The sequence below is a fragment of the Saprospiraceae bacterium genome (genome assembly GCA_016714025.1).
Taxonomy (GTDB): domain Bacteria; phylum Bacteroidota; class Bacteroidia; order Chitinophagales; family Saprospiraceae; genus Vicinibacter.
The window spans coordinates 653,843-674,486 of sequence record JADJOB010000002.1; the positions used below are offsets into that span (position 1 = coordinate 653,843).

Sequence of the window (20,644 nt, forward strand, 5' to 3'; positions counted from 1 at the left end):
TTTTTATACTACTTGTAAACTTCTTTTATAATCTTTATAAATATAATAAGACCAGATTAAACCCAACAATTGAATTCCTGAAAAACTTACATAATTTATCCAGTTTGTAGATTGATAGGTTCCAGAAATAATATTTACATACATAATAAAAAATGGAATGCAAATTAGAACGGCCAGCATTCTTGTCCAAAACGGAAATAATTTACAAAGACTGACCAATAACGCTGCGGGAATCATAGGAATTAATAAAGTGGCCATTTTATCTGCATTCAATTGAGTAAAGGAAAACGATCCAAATGAAATTCCATAAACGATGCCCAGCATATTAAAACTTGCTGCAGATAAATGAAATCCCTTTGCACCAACATATCGACTTGCCAAAATGGATGCAGTGATCCCTCCGGTATCTCCGATTTGCCATAACAAGATCTGCAAATAAGAATTTGTTTCAAAACAAGCACCGACAAATCCTAAAATAAAATTTATGAGGTATCCAATAATTATAATAAGTACCAATAACTGCATGTCCCGTTTCTGATTCATATGGAAGCGATCTAAAGTTTATTACGTTTAAAAATGCTTGATTCTTATCATATACACAAATATTAAATATGTTAGGATCCTATTGCAAAATTCTAATCCTAAATACAAATTTGGCATTTATTATTTAATTTCTTAAATTTGTTTGCCTTAGGGCAATGCTCCAGGTGTAAATGCTTGTTACAAATGCGGAACGTCTCATTATTATTATTCCTCTTCATTGGTTTTAATTCTTTTTCTCAAGTTTCTAATGGGAGTGTGGCCTTAGATTTTTCTGTGACTGACGTCAACGGACTAAACTACAACTTATATTCAAAAATGGGTTCAAACAAATCTGCAGTTGTTGAATTTGGGGTAACCTGGTGTCACTATTGCTGGGATTTTCATCAAAGCCATGTAATGCGTGATATCTATAACAATTATGCTTCCGAAACCACCGTCATTTTTATGGAAGCAGATTATGCCACCAATACAGAATGCCTGTACGGACCTGCAAATTGCAATTACCTGTCCCAAGGGGATTTTGTAACCGGCATGCCCTACACCATTGCCAATTTAAGTCCTAGCAATGGTGCCAATGTCATTGCAGATTACAATGTGATTTATTATCCCTTGCTCTATACCATTTCACCGGATAAAAGAGTTTGGGAACTAAAAACACAAACCTACCTCGAAGTAGAGAATTGGATTCGATATAGTTTTAAATTAAATGCTACCGCAAATCTTACGCATTGTTTTTGTGGATTTAATGGAAAAATTAACCTAAACACGATAGGTGGTTTTGGGAATCTTAAATTTAACTGGAGCAACGGACAAACAAGCCGCAATTTGGAAGATTTAGGTCCTGGCAGCTATCAGGTTACCATTACTGATGACAACGGTTATTATAAAAATTTTGGACCCTGGATCATCAATGCTCCACCAAAAATGCTTGAAATTTCCAGTAATAAATTAAATCACGTGAAATGTTATGGTGACAATACAGGATCTATTGAAATTCAATCCAGATATGGCGTTGCACCCTATTCATATTCCTGGTCAAATGGAAATTCCACTTCAAAAATAGATCAATTAAGTGCAGGTCCTTATAAAGTGACCGTGACGGATCATGTGGGTTGTAGTGTGACCGGTTTTTATGTAATAAATCAAACTGCCGCAATAAATTTCTCAGCAATAACAACTCCCGACATTTGTGAAACAACATCCGGCAGCATTCAACTGATTGCACAAGGAGGAACGCCTCCCTATAAATACGATATCGGGAATGGATATCAAAACAAAGCACTGTTTCAAAATCTAATTGGCGGAAAAACGTATCCAGTTCAACTGATAGATGTCAATAATTGCAGTGATTCACTAAAAGTATATGTCCCACAAACGATTAAACCGATACTAAATATTATCGGAGATTCTATACTTAATTGTAAAATTAAAAATTCAAAACTACAAAGTAAAGAACTTGCAGTAAGCGTAAAATACAATTGGAAAAATTTAGAGGATTCTGCATTTCATTCCAGGGATAGTTTTATTCTGGTTGCAAAAAGTGGACACTATATTTTATCAGTTAAGGATACCCTCACTTCCTGTATGAATGAAGACAGTTTTCAGGTGAAAGTGGATCAATTAATTCCAAACATTGCAATACAAAATCCGGATACTTTAAGTTGTTTTAAAACACAGATACAACTGAATGCTTCTGCTTCATCCACTGGGGCAAATTTTCTGTATCGATGGAGCACATCAAATGGTTTGATTAATGGTCTTTCAGATAGTTTGTTAATCAGCGTTTCAAAAGCTGGAAATTATGAGTTGGAAATTACCAATATTGGAAATTATTGCACTAATAAGGAAGGCATTAGCATTTTGGAAAAGACAAAACCAATTGCTGATTTTATATCAAAAACAGACAATCTTGAAATCGAGCTATTTAATACCTCTTCTGGATTACCTGATCAATTTTATTGGGATTTTGGAGACGGTCATCATTCTTTTGAACCAAATCCCAAACACCGCTATGAAAATTATGGAGAATACAATATCTGCCTTCAGGTTGAAAATGAATGTGGCAACAATACGATCTGTACACCCGTATTTATTTTTAAACCTGGCATCTTATCAATAGCATCCAGCGAGTTAAAGCATGTAGGTTGTTATGGTGAAGCGACTGGCTCCATACAAATTATAACTGAAGGCGGACAGCCACCCTATCGTTACCTGTGGAACAATCAGGATACTACAAGCACTATCAAACATTTAACAGCAGGCAACTATCTGGTAAACATTACGGACCAATTAAATAATACAATTGCACAGGAGTTTACCATTTTACAACCAGATGAAATCATTTTAGATCAAGCTGAAATAAGTCCTGCAAGTGCTGGATTAAATAATGGAAAAATAAAACTGTTTAATTCAGGAGGCATACAACCCTATCAGTACAATTGGTCAAATGGAATGAGCTCCAATCCCATTGAATTGATTAGTGCTGGGACCTATTATGTGGAATTGACGGATGCAAATTTATGTGTGAAAGAATTTGGACCTTTTGTTGTTAAAGAAGTGACTGCTGTGGATGAGAATTATGGATTTGAAGTGATTAAACTCGTCGCAAATCCTTATGAGAAACTAATTTATGTTGAACTGGAATCAAACACCAATGAAAACCTGACTATTTCAATTAAGGATGTATATAACCATAGTTGTCTGCTAAAGCAATTTAGTGAAAAACAAATTCAATCAAAGCTAGATGCTCGAAATTTACCTGCTGGCATCTATTTTATTTGCATTCAATCAGGGAACCAACAAAAAGTTATTAAATTTCTTTGGTATTAAGCCACAGCTTACAATTTTTAATCTAATGATTCGTTAAAAGCCCATGAAGTTCCCTGTCATTTTCGTGCTCACCTTACTGCTTTCGATATCCTGCAAGCAATTGAAAACAGTTGAAAATAAAAATGCAGCTGGCAAGCTGATTGAAAAATACAGTTATAAAATTATTGAAGGGAAGGAACTAAAAGAAGGCCTTTATGAAAAATACGATGAAGAAGGCAGGCTGCTTGAATCGGCTAACTATACAAACGGTAAATTAAATGGCATCCGAAAACTATACCGGGAAGGAAAATTGGAAAGTGAAGAAACTCGTGTAGATGACAAATACGAGGGACCCTTTAAAGCGTATCACCCGAATGGAAGTCTGCAAATTGAAGCAAACTATACCAATGACATCATGGCCGGAGACGTAAAAGTATATTATCCCGGTGGCCAATTAAAAGAAATTGTTAGGTTTGCAGATAATGTGGAAGATGGCCCGTTTGTGGAATACCATGAGAATGGAAAATTAAAAGCAGAAGGCAATTATAAACAATCCGATGGTGCAGTTGAAGATGGTGAATTAAAGCTTTATGATACCACAGGCACTTTAATAAAAATAATGAATTGCGAACTTGGCAAATGTTTTACAAAATGGGCAAAAGATACTACGGCTGTTCAATAGTCTTTTTAATATTCATCCAGTCACTTTGTTCGCAAACAGGTGGCAGACAGATTTTTCAGTTTCTTAATTTATCCTCCGGAGCACGAATTGCAGCCCTTGGAGGAATGCCGATCGCATGGAGAGCAAACGATCCGGGTATTGCTTTTTATAATCCTTCTACGTTAACCAAAGAAATGAGTGGGAAAATTTATTTCGCCCACCAATTTTATTTTGCTGATATTTCAAATGGACATGCAGCATATTCTTATCATGCAGCTAAACCGGATTTAAATTTTCAACTGGGTGTTCATTACATTAATCATGGAGATTTAAATCGAACCGATGTGTATGGAAATTCTCAGGGTTCATTCAAAGCCAAAGAAACTGATTTTTATATTGGGGCATCTAAAATCATAAAAGAACGATTGAGTGTAGGCCTTAATTTGCAAATGATCTTTTCAAATTTAGATGGATATACTTCCAGTGGAATGGCATTTAATTCAGGAGTGAATTATTTTAATCCTGAAAAAAATTATTCGCTGACTTTATTATTTAAAAATGCCGGCTTCCAATTAAGTAAATACAATAACGAATCTGAAAACCTTCCCTTTGAAATTCAATTGGGCTTTGCCAAAAAACTAAAACATCTACCCTTAATTTATCACATCAGCCTTCAACATCTGGAAAAATGGAATGTGCGTTATGATGATCCGGATCTCAATGACAATTCCAACTTATTTGGAGATGTTACAAAAGACAAACCCTTTGAAAAAGCGCTCGGAACGATGTTGAGACATGTTGTGATCGGTGCTGAATTGAATGTCGGCAAAAAGGAAAATTTCTCCTTACGTCTGGGTTACAATCACCTTCGCAAAAGCGACCTTTCCGTAACAGATTATAGAAGCTTCTCAGGACTTTCTGCTGGCTTTGGAATTAAAATCTATAAATTTAAGTTTGACTATTCGTATGCCGTTTACCATCTGGCAGGTGGTACCAGTCAAATTACAATCAGTACAAACCTGAATTCCTTTGTAAAAAAAGAGCTTTAACGCTGGTTCCCTTCAATAATGGGATCGTTTTTCTTTAATTTAAGATGCACATTCTGTATAATGATCCAGCTTTAAACTTCAAATGCTCAAATCCCTTCTTCTAATTTTTATCTTTGCGGACTAATTGTCCATAATGATCTATAAGGAAGTAAAAGGATTGAATTTGCCGGAAATTGACCGAGAAATCCTGGCGTTTTGGCAGGAAAACGACATTTTTAAGAAAAGTATTGAAAATCGGGAAGGACAGGAGTCTTTCGTGTTTTATGAAGGGCCACCCTCTGCCAATGGCAAACCTGGAATTCACCACGTGATGTCACGTGCTGTAAAAGACCTTTTTTGTAGATATCAGACCTTAAAAGGAAAAAAAGTACATCGAAAAGGGGGCTGGGATACCCACGGTTTGCCCATCGAACTCAGTGTGGAAAAAGAATTGGGAATCACAAAGGAAGATATCGGAGTTAAAATCTCCATTGATGACTACAACCATAAATGCCGGGAAACCGTCATGCGATTTAAAAATGAATGGGACGATGTAACTCGAAAAATGGGGTATTGGGTTGATCTGGATCATCCATACATCACCTTTGAAAACGAATACATTGAATCTGTTTGGTATCTTTTAAAAGAAATCTATAAGAAGGGATTTTTATACAAAGGATATACCATTCAACCCTTTTCACCAGCTGCCGGAACCGGTCTTAGTTCGCATGAATTAAATCAACCGGGCGCATACCGTGAAGTAAAAGATGTATCGGCGGTTGCTTTGTTTAAATTAAAACCTGAATCCTATAATGCGGCTCAACAAGCAGTTCTAAATGTTCCAGGTATTTTAGTTGCAGCCTGGACCACTACGCCATGGACCTTACCAAGTAATACTGCATTGGCAGTAGGAGAAACAATTACTTACACTATTGTCGAATGTCATAATCCATATACACACGAATTAAATAGAATTTTACTTGCAAAGGATCTAGTCTATAAATGGTTTAAACCAGAACATGAAGTATTTGATCAACTACTTCCAGCGAATGAGGATAAAAAAATTCATTTTAAAATTCTCATTTCTGAAATTAAGGGAAAACAATTAGAAGGCATTCGATATGAAGCTTTATTTGATTATGCAGTCCCTGATGAAGGCGATGCACATAAAATTCTAATCGGTGATTTTGTTTCTACTGCAGATGGAACCGGAATTGTACACATCGCACCCTCTTTTGGTGCCGATGATATGCGCGTAGCAAAAAAATACGGCATCGGTACACTGACACTTGTAGATAAACAAGGTCGTTTTACAAATGAAGTATATGACTTTGCCGGTGAATATGTAAAAGAAGATTATCTCAGCCCTGAAGAAAAAGCCAAAGAAAAAATCAGACTGGGTCTTGAAAAATATTTATCAGTTGACGAACGCTTGGTAATCAAATTAAAAAAGGAAGGCAAACTTTTTAATTCACAAAAATATCTACACAACTATCCGCATTGTTGGCGTACGGACAAACCCATTTTGTATTACCCATTAGACAGTTGGTTTATCAGAGTTACCGCTGTAAAAGATCGGCTGATCGCTTTAAATAATACCATTCAATGGAAACCTGCTGCGACAGGCACCGGACGCTTTGGGAATTGGTTAGAAAATCTTCAGGATTGGAATCTTTCCCGTTCAAGGTATTGGGGAATCCCATTACCCATTTGGAGAAATGCAGATAATACGATTGAAAAATGCATCGGATCCTTACAAGAATTACAAGCAGAAATTGAACTGGCAAATAAAGCATTTGGACTAAATCAAATGTTACCAAAAGACATCCATCGACCATATATCGATGAAATCATTTTATCGAGTCCGGATGGAAAAGAAAAACTAACGCGTGAATTGGATTTAATTGATGTTTGGTTTGATTCGGGTTCTATGCCCTATGCTCAAATCCATTATCCTTTTTCTAATAAATCTTTAGACGGTTTGTTTCCTGCTGATTTTATTGCCGAAGGCGTTGACCAAACGCGTGGTTGGTTTTACACCTTGCACGCCATATCAACCATGGTATTTGATAGTGTGGCTTATAAAGCGGTTGTTTCCAATGGACTGGTATTGGACAAGAATGGTGAAAAAATGTCCAAGCGAAAAGGAAATGTAGTAGATCCCTTTTTAACCTTAAATCAATACGGTGCAGATGCAACCCGATGGTATCTGATCAGCAATGCAGATCCATGGGAAAATTTAAAATTTGATTTAGATGGAATCACTGAAGTGCGAAATAAGTTTTTCGGTACCTTATACAATACCTATTCCTTTTTTGCCATCTATGCCAACATCGATCAGTTTCAATACGATGCTTCCAAGGCATTGCCCTTGTCATTGCGTTCTGAGTTGGATCAATGGATTGTTTCTCGTTTGCAATCGGTCATTAGCCAATACAGAATGTATATGGATGATTTCGAGCCCACCCAAGCTGCGCGGGTAATTGAAAGTTTTGTTTCTGATGATTTATCCAATTGGTTTGTACGTTTATCACGACGTCGTTATTGGAAATCAGAATCCTCCAGTGATAAACAAGCTGCTTTTGAAACGCTGTATGAATGTTTATACAATAGCTCGATTTTAATTGCATCGCTAGCTCCATTTTTCTCTGACTGGCTTTATAAGAATTTAATTGCAGGACTTTCTGCATCTGACAAAGCCAAAGAATCTGTTCATTTAACAGATCTACCGGATGCGGATCCTGCTTTAAAAGACATGGATCTGGAACGCCGTATGGATTTAGCACAACGCATTTGTTCGCAAGTGCTGTCCTTGCGAAAAGCACAAAAAATTCGTGTGCGACAACCTTTGAAGCAAATTTTAATTCCAATTCTGCAAGAATCTATCCAATCAGATGTACAACTGGTTGAAGACATTATTAAATCTGAAGTTAACGTAAAAGAAATCAATTACATTTCCGGAGATGCCGGACTGGTAAAGAAAAAAACAAAACCAAATTTTAGAACGCTCGGTAAAAAACTGGGTAAACACATGAAAGAAGCGGCAGAACTCATTCAAAACTTTAATGAAGATCAAATTAGCCTCTTGGAAAAAGATTTGAGTGTTTCGTTGGAAATTGATACACAAAACTATTCCATTATAAAAGAAGATGTTGAAATTTTATCCGAAGATATTCCAGGATGGTTGGTAAGTCATGATGGTGAATTAACGGTTGCATTGGACATCAGTATCAGTGAAGAACTCCTGACAGAAGGACACGCACGCGAACTAATCAACCGGATACAAAATATTCGCAAGGATAAAGACTTTAATGTGACGGACAAAATTGTAATAAAGCTTCAGGATCATAAGGATATTTTAAAATCTCTACAACTATTTAAAGAATTAATCAGCATGGAAGTGTTGGCATCATCTATTGAAATTTCAAATGAGCAATTTGATGAACAGTTTGAATGGCTTGAAGAAGAAAAGATAGGGTATCGCATTCAGATAGCATAAGTTTTAAACTATCGTTAATTGAATTGTGAATTGTAAACTTATTTAAAATATTAAAGAATTTTACTCAATAAACTCAAATTGAATTTGTGTAATTCTTAAAATATAGCAACGAATGAAGGCATTGGAAATCTGTAAAACTCTAAGATTTAAAATATAAACAGCATACACCTTTTCTCAACAACAGCTACTACAATTTTGCAACCATAGCAATGGATCTCTGGGGATGTTCTATTAATCTTAATGTGGAATTAAGCTTTATTCTTCCATCGGGCAAGATTTGGAATGCCTTTTGTAAATAATCTTGCCAGAAAACCCGGAAAACCCATTTCCTTTAATTTGCTAGTTGAAAATTCCTGCATCTGCGTTGCTGTCCAATCAGCTTGTTTAAATGCTCCATTTTCATAACAATATGCACAGTACATAGTGCTTATGGATTGATCTGCATTGGTACCACCTCCATTGGGTGATTTTTTTAATGGCATACCACAGCTCTGACAATTTTTATATACTTGATCCATTATAATAAACTTTACATTGTTTAAAATTGTATGTCAAATATAAGAAATTTTATTCAGCATACTTATGATTTCTGCTTGCTTTTATGCTGGTAATCAACACATGTCCTGGGGTTGGTATTTTTTATTAATTACACAGGAAAAACCAAACCGTAATATGAATGAGTAGTCTAAATAAAGACTGGTATAAAACAGCTCGCAAATTCTATTTGCATACCATCTCCTACACCAGCATCCTGACTTTATAATTAGTTCCATAATTAATCAAAACTTACCTGGCATTGTAGTTCTTACAATTTTAGACTTTTTGTCAGAAATTATAAAATTTATAAGTCGTTTCGGCAGAATTTCGGTTAATTTGGCATTTATTCAGCTTTGGAAAAGGATTTGATGTATAAGCTGTAATTAAATTAATTATGACTTACGAAAATTTTACAATAAAAGCACAAGATGCCATTCTCAAAGCACAACAAATTGCTGCTGGTTTAGACCAACAGGTTGTAGACAGTTCGCACCTTGCTAAAGCCATTATCGAAACCGATGAAAAATTGGTGGAATTTATGATTGGCAAATTGGGTGCAAATCTTCAAAAAATCAAATTTGAACTGGATACTGAAATTCGAAAACTGCCCAGAGTTCAAAATGCAGATAAACAATATTTATCCAGTGAAGCCAATGCGATTTTATTAAATGCAAAAAACATCAGTAAGGAATTTGGAGATGAATACATTTCATTGGACTCCATGTTATTGGCGATTTCCAAATCCAGCGATCCTGCATCTAAAATTTTAAAAAATAATCAAATCTCATACGATGCACTCAAAGCTGCAGTCGTAGAATTAAGAAAAGGAAAAAATATCAAAGACAGTGGCGGCGATGAATCTTTTAATGCGCTGAATAAATATGCCATTAACTTCAATGCAGCTGCCGAAAGCGGAAAACTCGATCCGATTGTAGGTCGGGATGAAGAGATTCGAAGAATCCTTCACATCCTTTCAAGACGTAAGAAAAACAATCCCATTCTAATTGGGGAAGCCGGAGTTGGGAAAACTGCCATCGTAGAAGGCATCGCCTGGCGTATCGTTAAAAATGATGTACCGGAAAATTTACGGACTAAAAAAATATTCTCTCTGGATTTGTCTGCATTGATCGCAGGTGCTAAATACAAAGGTGAATTTGAAGAACGGCTCAAAGCTGTTGTAAAAGAAGTCAACGAATCCAATGGAAACATCATCTTGTTTATAGATGAAATTCATACCCTCATTGGAGCAGGCGGTGGACAAGGTGCCATTGATGCTGCAAACATTTTAAAACCTGCATTGGCCCGTGGTGATTTACATACTATTGGTGCAACAACCCTGGACGAATACCAAAAATATTTTGAAAATGACAAAGCACTTGTCAGACGTTTTCAAACAGTACTCATAGATGAACCCTCCGTTGAAGATACCATTTCAATTCTTCGGGGAGTACAGGATAAGTACGAGGTGTTTCATAAAATTGCCATCCAGGATGAAGCTTTAATCGCGGCAGCAGAATTATCCCATCGTTACATTTCTGATCGCCAATTACCAGATAAAGCCATTGACCTAATCGATGAAGCCGCTGCCCGTTTGCGTTTGGAATTAGACAGTGTACCGGATGAAATTGATGAAAAGGAACGCAAGGTACGCCAACTTGAAATCGAACGCGAAGCTGTTAAACGGGAAAAAGATGATAAAAAAGTAAAATTGATCGAAGCTCAATTGGCGAATGCAAAAGAACATCTTGAATCTTTAAAAGCTGCCTGGAAAACTGAAAAAGAAATTGTAGATCATATCCAATCCATTAAAAAGAAAATGGATGAGTTAAATGTTCAGGCTGATAAAGCCGAGCGTGATAGTGATTTTGGTTTAGTTGCAAAATTAAAATACGGCGATCTCAAGGAGCACGAACAACAATTAAAAGAAGCTGAAGAAAAATTAAATGCCTTACCTGAAGGCAGCCGGTTTACCTCCGATACCGTTACTGCAAATGATATTGCAGTGGTTGTGAGTAAATGGACTGGTATACCGCTTACAAAAATGATGCAGAGTGAAAAAGAAAAACTTTTGCATCTGGAAGATGAATTGGCAAAACGGGTCATTGGACAAAAAGAAGCCGTGACCGCTGTGGCGGATGCGGTACGCCGCTCACGTGCGGGATTACAAGATCCAAATCGTCCAATTGGCTCATTTATTTTTCTTGGACCTACCGGGGTAGGTAAAACTGAATTGGCAAAAGCATTGGCGGAAGTAATGTTTGATGATGAAAAAGCAATGACCCGCATCGATATGAGTGAATTTATGGAAGCTCATGCCGTTTCCCGCTTGGTCGGCGCGCCACCGGGATATGTTGGGTATGATGAAGGTGGTCAATTGACAGAAGCAGTTCGCGTTAAACCCTATTCCATTATTTTGCTTGATGAAATTGAAAAAGCGCATCCGGATACCTTTAATATTTTATTACAAGTATTGGATGACGGTCGACTAACAGACAACAAAGGGCGGGTTGCAAACTTTAAAAATACCATCATCATTATGACCAGTAACATGGGTTCTGATTTGATTTTGGAAAATTTTGAAGACCTCGAATCCTTAGGAGATAAACATCGATCAGAAATTATTGAAACGACCAAGATAGAAGTGTTTGAAAAACTAAAAGAAAACCTAAGACCTGAATTCTTAAACAGAATTGATGATAAAATTATGTTTTTGCCACTCAACAAAGTAGAAATAAAAACTATTGCAGGAATTCAATTAAAAGGTTTAACTAAAAATCTCTTAAATCAGGGTATTACATTTGAAGCAAGCGATAAAGCACTAAGTTTATTGGCTGATTTAGGTTACGAACCGCAATTCGGTGCAAGACCTCTGAAACGGGTGATCCAAAAAGAAGTTATCAATGAGTTGGCAAAATTATTGCTCTCCGGAGATTTAATACAAGACGGTATCATTCATTTAGATACAGACAATAAAGGATTCACGTTCAACGGAAAATCTTCCGGTTCAGTCATTGAAATTCCATCCGATCGTCAGAAAAGAATTAATGAATTGACAAAAGCTGCTAAAGAAGTGGAAGATTCAACTAAAAATTTAAAAAATAAATCTTCTGAAAATTAAACTGCTTCTAAATTTTAAAACTTATAATAAGAATTCGTTCCTCGCTAAATTAAATTTCAGATTCAGATAGAAATTAATAATTTTACGCGATGGAAACAAAAGATAGCAACGGAAATATTCTTCAAAACGGCGATGCCGTTTTACTAATTCAAAATTTAAAAGTAAAAGGATTTTCAAAAGATCTCAAACGGGGTACGGTTGTAAAAAACATCCGTCTGACAGATGATCCGGATGCCATAGAAGGCAAAGTAGAAGGCAGTGTACTGGTTTTAAAAACTTGTTACCTGAAGAAAAAGTAAATTTTACCTCCACGAATGGAAGACGAATTGAAGAAAGAAGGATAGCTACGAATGCACGAATGAAGGACGAATTGAAGAAAGGAGGATAGCCACGAATGCACGAATGGAAGACGAATAAATTTAATAATACGATTCCCATTCGACTTTAATTCGTGCATTCGGCAAACGATTTCAATTCCCATTCGTCTTTAATTCGTGCATTCGTGGCAACTCTTCGCATTTCCATTCATGCATTGGTGGCATTTCTTCTATAGATTAGGTAGTAAATCAAAGCAACAATCACACTTCCACCAGTTAGATTTCCTAAAATTACCGGAATTAAATTTTTTGCAAAACCATACCAGGATATTACATCCGTATTTGATAAATCAGGAAAGGATTCTTTAAGTAACATGCCCATTGGGATCAAATACATATTGGCAATGCTGTGTTCATATCCACAAGCAACAAATGTTGTAACCGGAAAAACAATTACAAAAATTTTATCGATGATACTTCTGCCGGCCATAGCCATCCAAACAGCCAAACAAACCAATACATTGCAAAGCATCCCACTAAAAAATGCCTGCTGAAATGAAATGCTGCATTTTGTAATTGCAATTTTTACATATAACTGACCAATCGCCCCATCATTCATCTGCGGATGCTTTGACAAATAAACCAAACAAGCCAATCCACAGGCCCCAAGAAAATTTGATAAACAAACAATGGCCCAATTCCGTAGCAACTCTTTCATACTCAATTTTCCATCTGCCCATGCCATGACCAGCAAATTGTTTCCAGTAAACAACTCCGCACCGGCGACAATTACCAAAATCAAACCCAATGAAAAAACAAGGCCGGAAAGCAGTCGGGCAATTCCAAAACTTAGTGCGGAATCCGATAAAATGAGTACGTAAAACATGGCTCCCAAACCAATAAAGGCACCGGCCATAATGCCCAACATCATCATCGAAACAAAAGGAAGTCTTGCTTTAACAACTCCCAAATTTTCAACTCGCTCGGCAATTTCCTTTGGTGAAAATGCATCAAAACCATAAATTTCTTTCATAGCTACTTATTTATTCATCATTTTGTACACATCAAACCTGCATTCATTTGGATGATAAAGAAAATCAAAGCTAAATTTACACGAATATTAATTTAAAACAATTCAGATTATGGCTCATGCTGAAAACATAGATTGGAAACGCATTTTCTCCTTGCATTCCTTGTTGTTTATGGCATTGGGTGTATTCCTCGCTGCAATAGCATTCAAAGGATTTATGATCCCAAACCGCTTTCTGGATGGTGGCGTTACAGGATTGTCCATACTTTTACACGAATGGTTTCATTGGGACATTAGCTTTTTCCTGATTGTATTAAATATTCCATTTATATATATCGGTTACAGAAAAATAGGTAAAACCTTTGCCATTCAAACTTCCATGGCCATCTTACTCATGGTATTTTGTATAAACTTCATTGAAATCCAACCGATAACCCATGATAAGGTATTGATCGCCTTGTTTGGTGGTTTCTTTATAGGATTAGGAATTGGATTTGTTATAAAAGCTGGCGGGGTCATTGATGGAATGGAGATTATTGCAGATTACACCAATAAAAAATTAGGACTTTCAACCAGTGAAATTGTCATGTTTATAAATTCTGCTATTATTCTTGCTGCAGCATTTACATTTGGAATTGAAGTGGGCATGTATTCCATTTTAACGTATTTCACTGCTATGAAAACTTCAGACTATGTAGTGGATGGTTTTGAAGAATATACAGCCATGACCATAATTTCAGCAAAAGACGCAGAAATTAAATCCTGCATTGTAAATGATTTTGACAAAGCTATTTCAGTTTATAAAGGAGAGCGCGGTTACTTGCCGGGAAGTTTTGATATCAAATACGACTGTGAAATCATCGTCACCATCTTAACAAGACTTGAAATTCACCGCATCAAAACAGCCATACTGGAAATTGATCCGAACGCGTTTTTATATATCTCCTCGATTAAGGAAGTCAAAGGAGGTGTGATTAAACAAAAGTTAAAAAGGTAATTAATCAATATCCCGCTGCTAACGGATCTCAATTCCTGTAATATTTTATTACTTTTACAATACCTATGCCGCTTACGATTACCAATCAGGATATAATCAAGTATTACGATGAATGCGAAAGTGACTACAAACTGCTTTGGCATTTAGGAGAGCAATCTGCCTTACACTATGGCTTTTGGAAAGAAGATACCCGCTTGCTCCGGGACGCGCTTCGCAATATGAATGATTACGTGTTGGGCATTCTGAATCTGAAACCTGGAAATAAATACCTCGATGCCGGTTGTGGCATTGGCGGAACGGCCATGTATGCAAGTTCACTCTGTAAATGCACCGTCCATGGAATTTCTTTAAGTGAAAAACAAATTAATACCGCTAAAACTAAATCAGGATCTAAAAATTTGATTGGTTCGGTTGATTTCTCTGTTCAGGATTTTTGTAAAACGTCTTTTGAGTCGGCCAGCTTCGATGGGGTCTATGGCATAGAAAGCATCTGCCATGCCTTTGACAAAAAATCCTTTTTCCGTGAAGCGCATCGTCTTTTAAAACCAGGCGGGTATTTGGTGGTTGCTGACTTTTTTGAGTCAAAATCAGATATGGACCCGGATGAAAAAAACCTCATGGCCAAATGGGCTGAATCCTGGGCCGTTCCCTCTTTTTCCAATTTTGAAAATTTTATTCAGGATGCTGAAAATATTGGCCTGAAACTTGTTGAAAATAACAATATCAGTCAGGCAATCCAAAAAACTGCCCGTAGGCTCTATTATTGTTTTTTTCCTGGACTCATTTGTCATGGATTTTTGAGAATGTTCGGTCTTCGGAAAAAAACTCAGGGTAGAAACGTGTGGTCAACATATTATCAATATAAAAGCTTACAAAATAAATTGTGGGATTATCGTGTGATGAAATTTGTTAAAAATTAAATGCAACATGGCATCGTTTAGTTTACCAAGCAATCCCAAATTCGAAACATATAATTGCAAATTTTATGAATTCAAACCACCTGGATCTGAGCTTAAAGTCTATGCCCAGGTTTTAAAAGAAGCGATCCCTTCTTTAGATGATATGGTCTATCTTAAAAACGACTACGAACTGGCTCATGAATTGAGTTCAAGCTCTGCTTTGAAAGCAATTGAAATGGTTCGTTCAGATTCTGGATTTATCATTTACAAAGAATATTTTGATGGGATCCCCTTGGAAAATTATTTGACGAATAAAGAATTTAGCATTCCATTATTTCTCCAACTCGCAATACGGATTACTTCACTTTTAAAAGAATTACACAATAAAAAAATAATTGTAAAGGAATTTACGATTGAGAATATACTCATTTCACCTGAAAGTCAGGAAATGAGAATTTGTTGCATGGGGTCTTGCAGTAAATTAAGTCGCGAGCGCATCGAATACAATTCGGAGTTTAATTATTACGGTCCGCTTTGGCACGTTGCCCCTGAACAAACCGGACGCATAGGGCGTACCGTTGATTATCGTTCCGATTTTTATTCTTTAGGCGTTATCCTCTATCAACTTTTATGCTGGCGAAAACCCTTCAATTACACCGACAGTCTGGAATTAATTCATGCGCACATTGCTAAAAATCCGGTTGAACCAAAAGTAATTCAACAAAGCATCCCGGGTCCGATAAATGACGTCGTCATGAAATTAATGTCCAAAAATGCAGAAGATCGTTATCAAAGCGAAGAGGGCATTTTGGAAGATCTTGAACATTGTATCCAGGATTGGCAATTGCATGGAAGTATAAAACCTTTTGGTCTTGGTGAAAAAGATCAATCCAGTATTTTCAGTCTCTCCGAAAAAATGTATGGAAGAAATCAAGAACTAAAACAATTGATTTCTGCCTGGGACCATATCAAAGAAAATAATCTTGAATTATTTTTAGTTTCTGGTTATTCCGGAATTGGCAAAACGCGATTGATTAATGAAATACGCAAACCGGTTCTTGAATCAAACGGATATTTTATCAATGGAAAGTTTGACCAGTTTAATCGTGAAACTCCTTACAGCGCTTTTGGAATGGCCTTCAATGGCTTTATCCAGCAATTACTTTCTGAACAAGACGAACAAATCGCCTTGTGGAGAAATGCAATTAAAGAAAGTTTGGGAGATCACGTGGGCTTATTGCTGGGAGTGATTCCTGAATTGGGAATTCTGGTTGAAAATCAGGAAGCAATTTATGAAATTAGTCATGCTGAAGGTAAAAAACGTTTTTACAATGCCTTCGTTCAATTTTTAAATATTCTTGAAAACGAAAATCGGACCCTGGCTCTTTTTATAGATGATTTGCAATGGGCTGATTCCGGATCCTTAGAACTTATTCAGCATATCTTAAATAGTTCGCTGAAAAATATCCTGGTAATTGGTGCTTACCGTGACAATGAAGTGGATGAATCACATCCATTAATGATGACCTTAAAAATTCTGGAAAAAGATTTCAAAAAGCAAATTATCACTTTGCATTTGACAGATCTTTCACCATTTGATGTGAATAATTTAATTGCAGATTCATTGCATTTAAATACAAAAATTACAGAGGAGTTATCAAAAGCCATTCTAAGTAAAACCCGGGGAAATCCATTTTTCATCCGACAGTTTATGGAAAAAATGGTAGATGAAAAAAGAATCTACTACGATCGCAACATCCGAACCTGGCTTTGGGATTTGAAATCAATCCAATCTCTTGATATAACAGAATACGTTGTTGACTTAATTCTTACTAAACTTAAAAAATTAAGCGAACCAGCTCAGGATGTTATTTGTCTTGCAGCTTCTATAGGCAATTCCTTTGATTTTGATACCCTGGTAATAATTTCTGATAAAAAAGAAAATGAAGTTGCAGAATTGCTTTGGGAAATTGTTGAAGCAGACTTTATTAATCCGGTTGGACAGTGGAGAAAATATCACAGCAACCAGTTGTGGAAGGATTTTGAATTAGCTGAAAATTCCAAAACAAATTTCTCATTTCGATTTCAGCATGACAGGATTCAACAAGCTGCTTATGCAATGATTCCTGAATCTGAAAAACATGCAACACACCTTCGGATCGGTCGTACGCTCTTAGTGAAAATGCCTGAAGAAGAATTTGAAGAAAATCTCTTTGATGTTATCAATCACATAAATATTGGCCGGGATCTTATTGTATCCAAAAATGAAATTCAGGAACTTGCCGGTTTAAATTTAAGGGCTGCTAAAAAGGCATTCCGTAATAATGCCATTCGACCTGCATTAAATCACTATGCCATCGGCATGGAATTAATGGATGATAACCAAAATTCTGAATTGTTTAAAAATTTATTGATCGGTCGGTCCGAAAGCGAGTATTTATTAGGAAATTACTTTGCTTCAGAGGAATTGTTTAATAAAGCCTTGATTAATTCTGATTCTAAATTAAATCAAGCTGATATTCTTTGTAGAAAAATGGCGCTCTATGAAAACACACAACGCCATGAAAAAGCTTTAGAAGCAGCACAGCAAGGATTAAAATTATTGGGAATGCACCTGCCACTTAATGCAGGTCCGCTTACAGTAATGAAGGAATTGCTTACTGTAAAGTTTTTATTGCGCAATAAATCTACTTCTGACTTATTGTTTAATAAAAATATGGAATCTCCTGAAAAAATCATGATGATGAAAATTCTCATGAACCTATGGGGTCCCGTATATTTATTACAACGACAAAATTTATTGGCCTTTAAAATTTTGCGGATGGTAAATCTTTCCATCCGATATGGCAATTCAGTTGAATCTTCATTAGCCTTTGCATTTTATGGTTATGTCATCAGCGCGCAATTGAAAGATTATAAAGCTGGTTACGACTTTGCGAAACTAGGGATGACTTTGAATGAAAAATTCAATGATAAAACTTTGCGATCCAAAGTATTGGTCATTTCCGAAGGTTGTGTAGCCCATTGGCAATTGCCCTTTTCAAAATATCTGCAAAATTTGCGTGAAGCACATCAGGTCGGAGTTGAATCCAATGATATCATCTATGCCGGTTATGCCATCACCTTCTTAAATCGAGCGCAATTTTTAATGGGCGAGTCATTAGACAGTGTCTATGAAAAAATGCTTGGCTATATGCAATTCGCCAACAAAATTCAATCGCTGATTTCGTTGCACCAAATGATGGCCTGGATGCGAATAACAACAGACTTGCTTCAAAAACCAGCCACTAAATCCGTTTTTGGCGATTATGTTGATGATAAAGCACAGGATGCCTTTTATGAGCAATTGCTCATGGAAAAAAATATTCCACTGACGCTGGTAAATTATACAATTGCAAAATCATTTTACTATTATATTTTAGCTGATTACAAGCAAGCATTGGCCTACACAGAACGATCAGTTCCTCATTTGCCAGCTGTCTTGGGTCTTCCGGAATGGCCTGAACATTTTATTATAAATTGTTTATCATCTTTAGCCATTCAATTAGAAGGGCATCCCTTAAGCAAAGCCCAATTAAAAGCATTTAAACAGTCGTTTAAATTACTTGAAGTTTGGGCTCACGAATCTCCTTTTAATTACGAATCAAAATATTTACTTGCCCTGGCTGAGTCACAATTACTCAATAATAATAAAACAGAGGCAAAACAAAATTTCAATAAAGCCTTGGTGTCTTCTCAGAATGCCGGCATGAAATACATGACCGCTCTTATATATGAGCGGATAGCGGCAATGTATGAACGAGAAAAAGAAACAGAATTAGCAGAGCGAAATTTAAATTTTGCAGTTTTGGAATATCAGGATTGGGGTGCACTGGCAAAAGTACATTCACTTCAAAGAAGATATTCGTTTCTTGAAGCCAAAACTGCTGCAAAGGATGCAGCTAAAAAACCTATCAGCTCGAGTTCACTTGACCTGCAAAGTGTTTTAAGAGCGGCAGCATCTCTTTCTGAAGAAGTGGTGCTTGAAAAATTATTGGAAAAACTATTGCTGATTGTAATTGAAAATGCAGGCGCACAAAATGGGTATCTGCTGCGTCCAAGAGAAAATAAAATATTTCAGGATGCGAATAGCAAACTGGAAAACAACAATGTGTGCCTCATTAAGTCAATTCCACTAGACGAAGTCCGGGATGTTTCACATGCTATAGTTCGAAAAGTACACAACACACGGACTCCCATTACCATTGATGATGTAAGGCAAGATCCACTTTATTCAAGTGATAAGGATCTCATTCATTTAAAATCAAAGTCCGTTTTATGTTTTCCAATTATGAGTAAAGGGGAAATGACGGCAATTCTATATTTGGATAATGCTGCCAGTACCCATGCATTTACCCGAAATCGCATGGAAATTTTAAATTTACTCAGCGGTCAAATTGCGGTTTCCATTGAAAATGCACAGTTATATCAAAATTTGGAACAAAAAGTATTAGAGCGTACTTCTACTATTGAAAAACAAAAAGTGCTGCTCGAAGATGAAAAGCAAAAAAGTGAGTCTCTCATACTAAATATTTTGCCTGATGAAATTGTTGCCGAATTAAAAAACAATGGAAAATCTAAACCCCGTCGTCATGAAAGCGTAACCATCATGTTTACTGATTTTGAAAAATTTACCATGATGTCTGAAAAATTGACTCCGGAAGAAATTGTTGAAATTGTGGATCATCATTATAAAGGCTTCGATAAAATCATTGAAAAATATAAAATTGAAAAAATCAAAACGATGGGAGATGCTTACATGTGTGTAAGTGGTTTGCCGCGTTTCAATGAAGAACATGCTGCAAATGCAATAAAAGCAGCCATTGAAATTCTAGAATTTGTAAATGAATATAACCAACAAAGGGAACTTCAAAATTTACCCTACTGTCAAATTCGGATCGGACTCCATACTGGTCCTGTTGTGGCGGGTGTTGTAGGTCTTTATAAATTTGCTTACGATATCTGGGGAGATTCTGTCAACACGGCATCCAGAATGCAAAGTGTGGGTGAACCCGGAAAAATAAATATTTCATCCACTACTTACGAACTGGTTAAAAATCAATTTGAATGCACCCATCGTGGAAAAATTAAAGTAAAATACAAGGATGAATTAGATATGTACTTTGTTGATAATTCTAAATATTAGTATTCAATTTCAAAAGAATAAA

At 36.2% G+C, this 20,644-nt stretch carries 12 protein-coding genes; 9 read left to right on the top strand and 3 right to left on the bottom strand.

What is annotated here, in order from left to right; all coding sequences use genetic code 11:
- Positions 1-3 precede the first annotated feature (3 nt).
- Positions 4-543, bottom strand: a complete 540-nt coding sequence (locus tag IPJ80_05990) for a hypothetical protein (GenBank protein ID MBK7913031.1) — start codon at positions 541-543, stop codon at positions 4-6.
- A gap of 315 nt (positions 544-858) precedes the next feature.
- On the opposite strand from IPJ80_05990, the gene IPJ80_05995 reads away from it, so the two are divergent.
- From IPJ80_05995 to IPJ80_06010, 4 genes are all read left to right on the top strand, one after another.
- Positions 859-3,372, top strand: coding sequence for a T9SS type A sorting domain-containing protein (locus IPJ80_05995; protein MBK7913032.1), 2,514 nt, complete (start codon positions 859-861; stop codon positions 3,370-3,372).
- A gap of 43 nt (positions 3,373-3,415) precedes the next feature.
- Positions 3,416-4,033 (top strand): toxin-antitoxin system YwqK family antitoxin, encoded by a 618-nt coding sequence (locus IPJ80_06000; GenBank protein MBK7913033.1) that lies wholly within the window; start codon positions 3,416-3,418, stop codon positions 4,031-4,033.
- Complete coding sequence (porQ, locus tag IPJ80_06005; protein MBK7913034.1) at positions 4,003-5,061, top strand: type IX secretion system protein PorQ; 1,059 nt, start codon at positions 4,003-4,005, stop codon at positions 5,059-5,061. Before IPJ80_06000 ends, porQ begins: the two co-directional genes overlap by 31 nt.
- A gap of 133 nt (positions 5,062-5,194) precedes the next feature.
- On the top strand, positions 5,195-8,539 hold the full coding sequence (locus IPJ80_06010; GenBank protein MBK7913035.1) for an isoleucine--tRNA ligase: 3,345 nt from the start codon (positions 5,195-5,197) through the stop codon (positions 8,537-8,539).
- Positions 8,540-8,787: 248 nt separating this feature from the next.
- On the opposite strand, the gene IPJ80_06015 is transcribed toward IPJ80_06010, so the two are convergent.
- Entirely contained in the window at positions 8,788-9,057 is a 270-nt protein-coding gene (locus IPJ80_06015; GenBank protein MBK7913036.1) for a zinc ribbon domain-containing protein, read from the bottom strand.
- Positions 9,058-9,470: 413 nt separating this feature from the next.
- On the opposite strand from IPJ80_06015, the gene IPJ80_06020 reads away from it, so the two are divergent.
- Positions 9,471-12,194 carry an AAA family ATPase gene (locus IPJ80_06020; protein ID MBK7913037.1) on the top strand — a complete coding sequence of 908 codons (2,724 nt, stop codon included), beginning with the start codon at positions 9,471-9,473 and terminating at the stop codon, positions 12,192-12,194.
- Positions 12,195-12,283: 89 nt separating this feature from the next.
- The gene (locus tag IPJ80_06025; GenBank protein ID MBK7913038.1) at positions 12,284-12,493 is read left to right on the top strand and encodes an alkylphosphonate utilization protein; all 210 of its coding nucleotides are present in this window, start codon (positions 12,284-12,286) and stop codon (positions 12,491-12,493) included.
- Between the two features lie 226 nt (positions 12,494-12,719).
- Here IPJ80_06025 and IPJ80_06030 read toward each other — a convergent pair whose 3' ends face one another.
- Positions 12,720-13,544, bottom strand: a complete 825-nt coding sequence (locus IPJ80_06030) for a formate/nitrite transporter family protein (protein MBK7913039.1) — start codon at positions 13,542-13,544, stop codon at positions 12,720-12,722.
- A 109-nt stretch (positions 13,545-13,653) separates the two neighbouring features.
- On the opposite strand from IPJ80_06030, the gene IPJ80_06035 reads away from it, so the two are divergent.
- The 3 genes from IPJ80_06035 (at position 13,654) to IPJ80_06045 (ending at position 20,622) form a co-directional block, all read left to right on the top strand.
- On the top strand, positions 13,654-14,538 hold the full coding sequence (locus IPJ80_06035) for a YitT family protein (protein MBK7913040.1): 885 nt from the start codon (positions 13,654-13,656) through the stop codon (positions 14,536-14,538).
- A gap of 65 nt (positions 14,539-14,603) precedes the next feature.
- Positions 14,604-15,458, top strand: a complete 855-nt coding sequence (locus IPJ80_06040; protein MBK7913041.1) for a methyltransferase domain-containing protein — start codon at positions 14,604-14,606, stop codon at positions 15,456-15,458.
- A gap of 7 nt (positions 15,459-15,465) precedes the next feature.
- Positions 15,466-20,622: an AAA family ATPase gene (locus IPJ80_06045; GenBank protein MBK7913042.1), complete on the top strand. Its 5,157-nt coding sequence runs from the start codon at positions 15,466-15,468 to the stop codon at positions 20,620-20,622.
- Positions 20,623-20,644 lie beyond the last annotated feature (22 nt).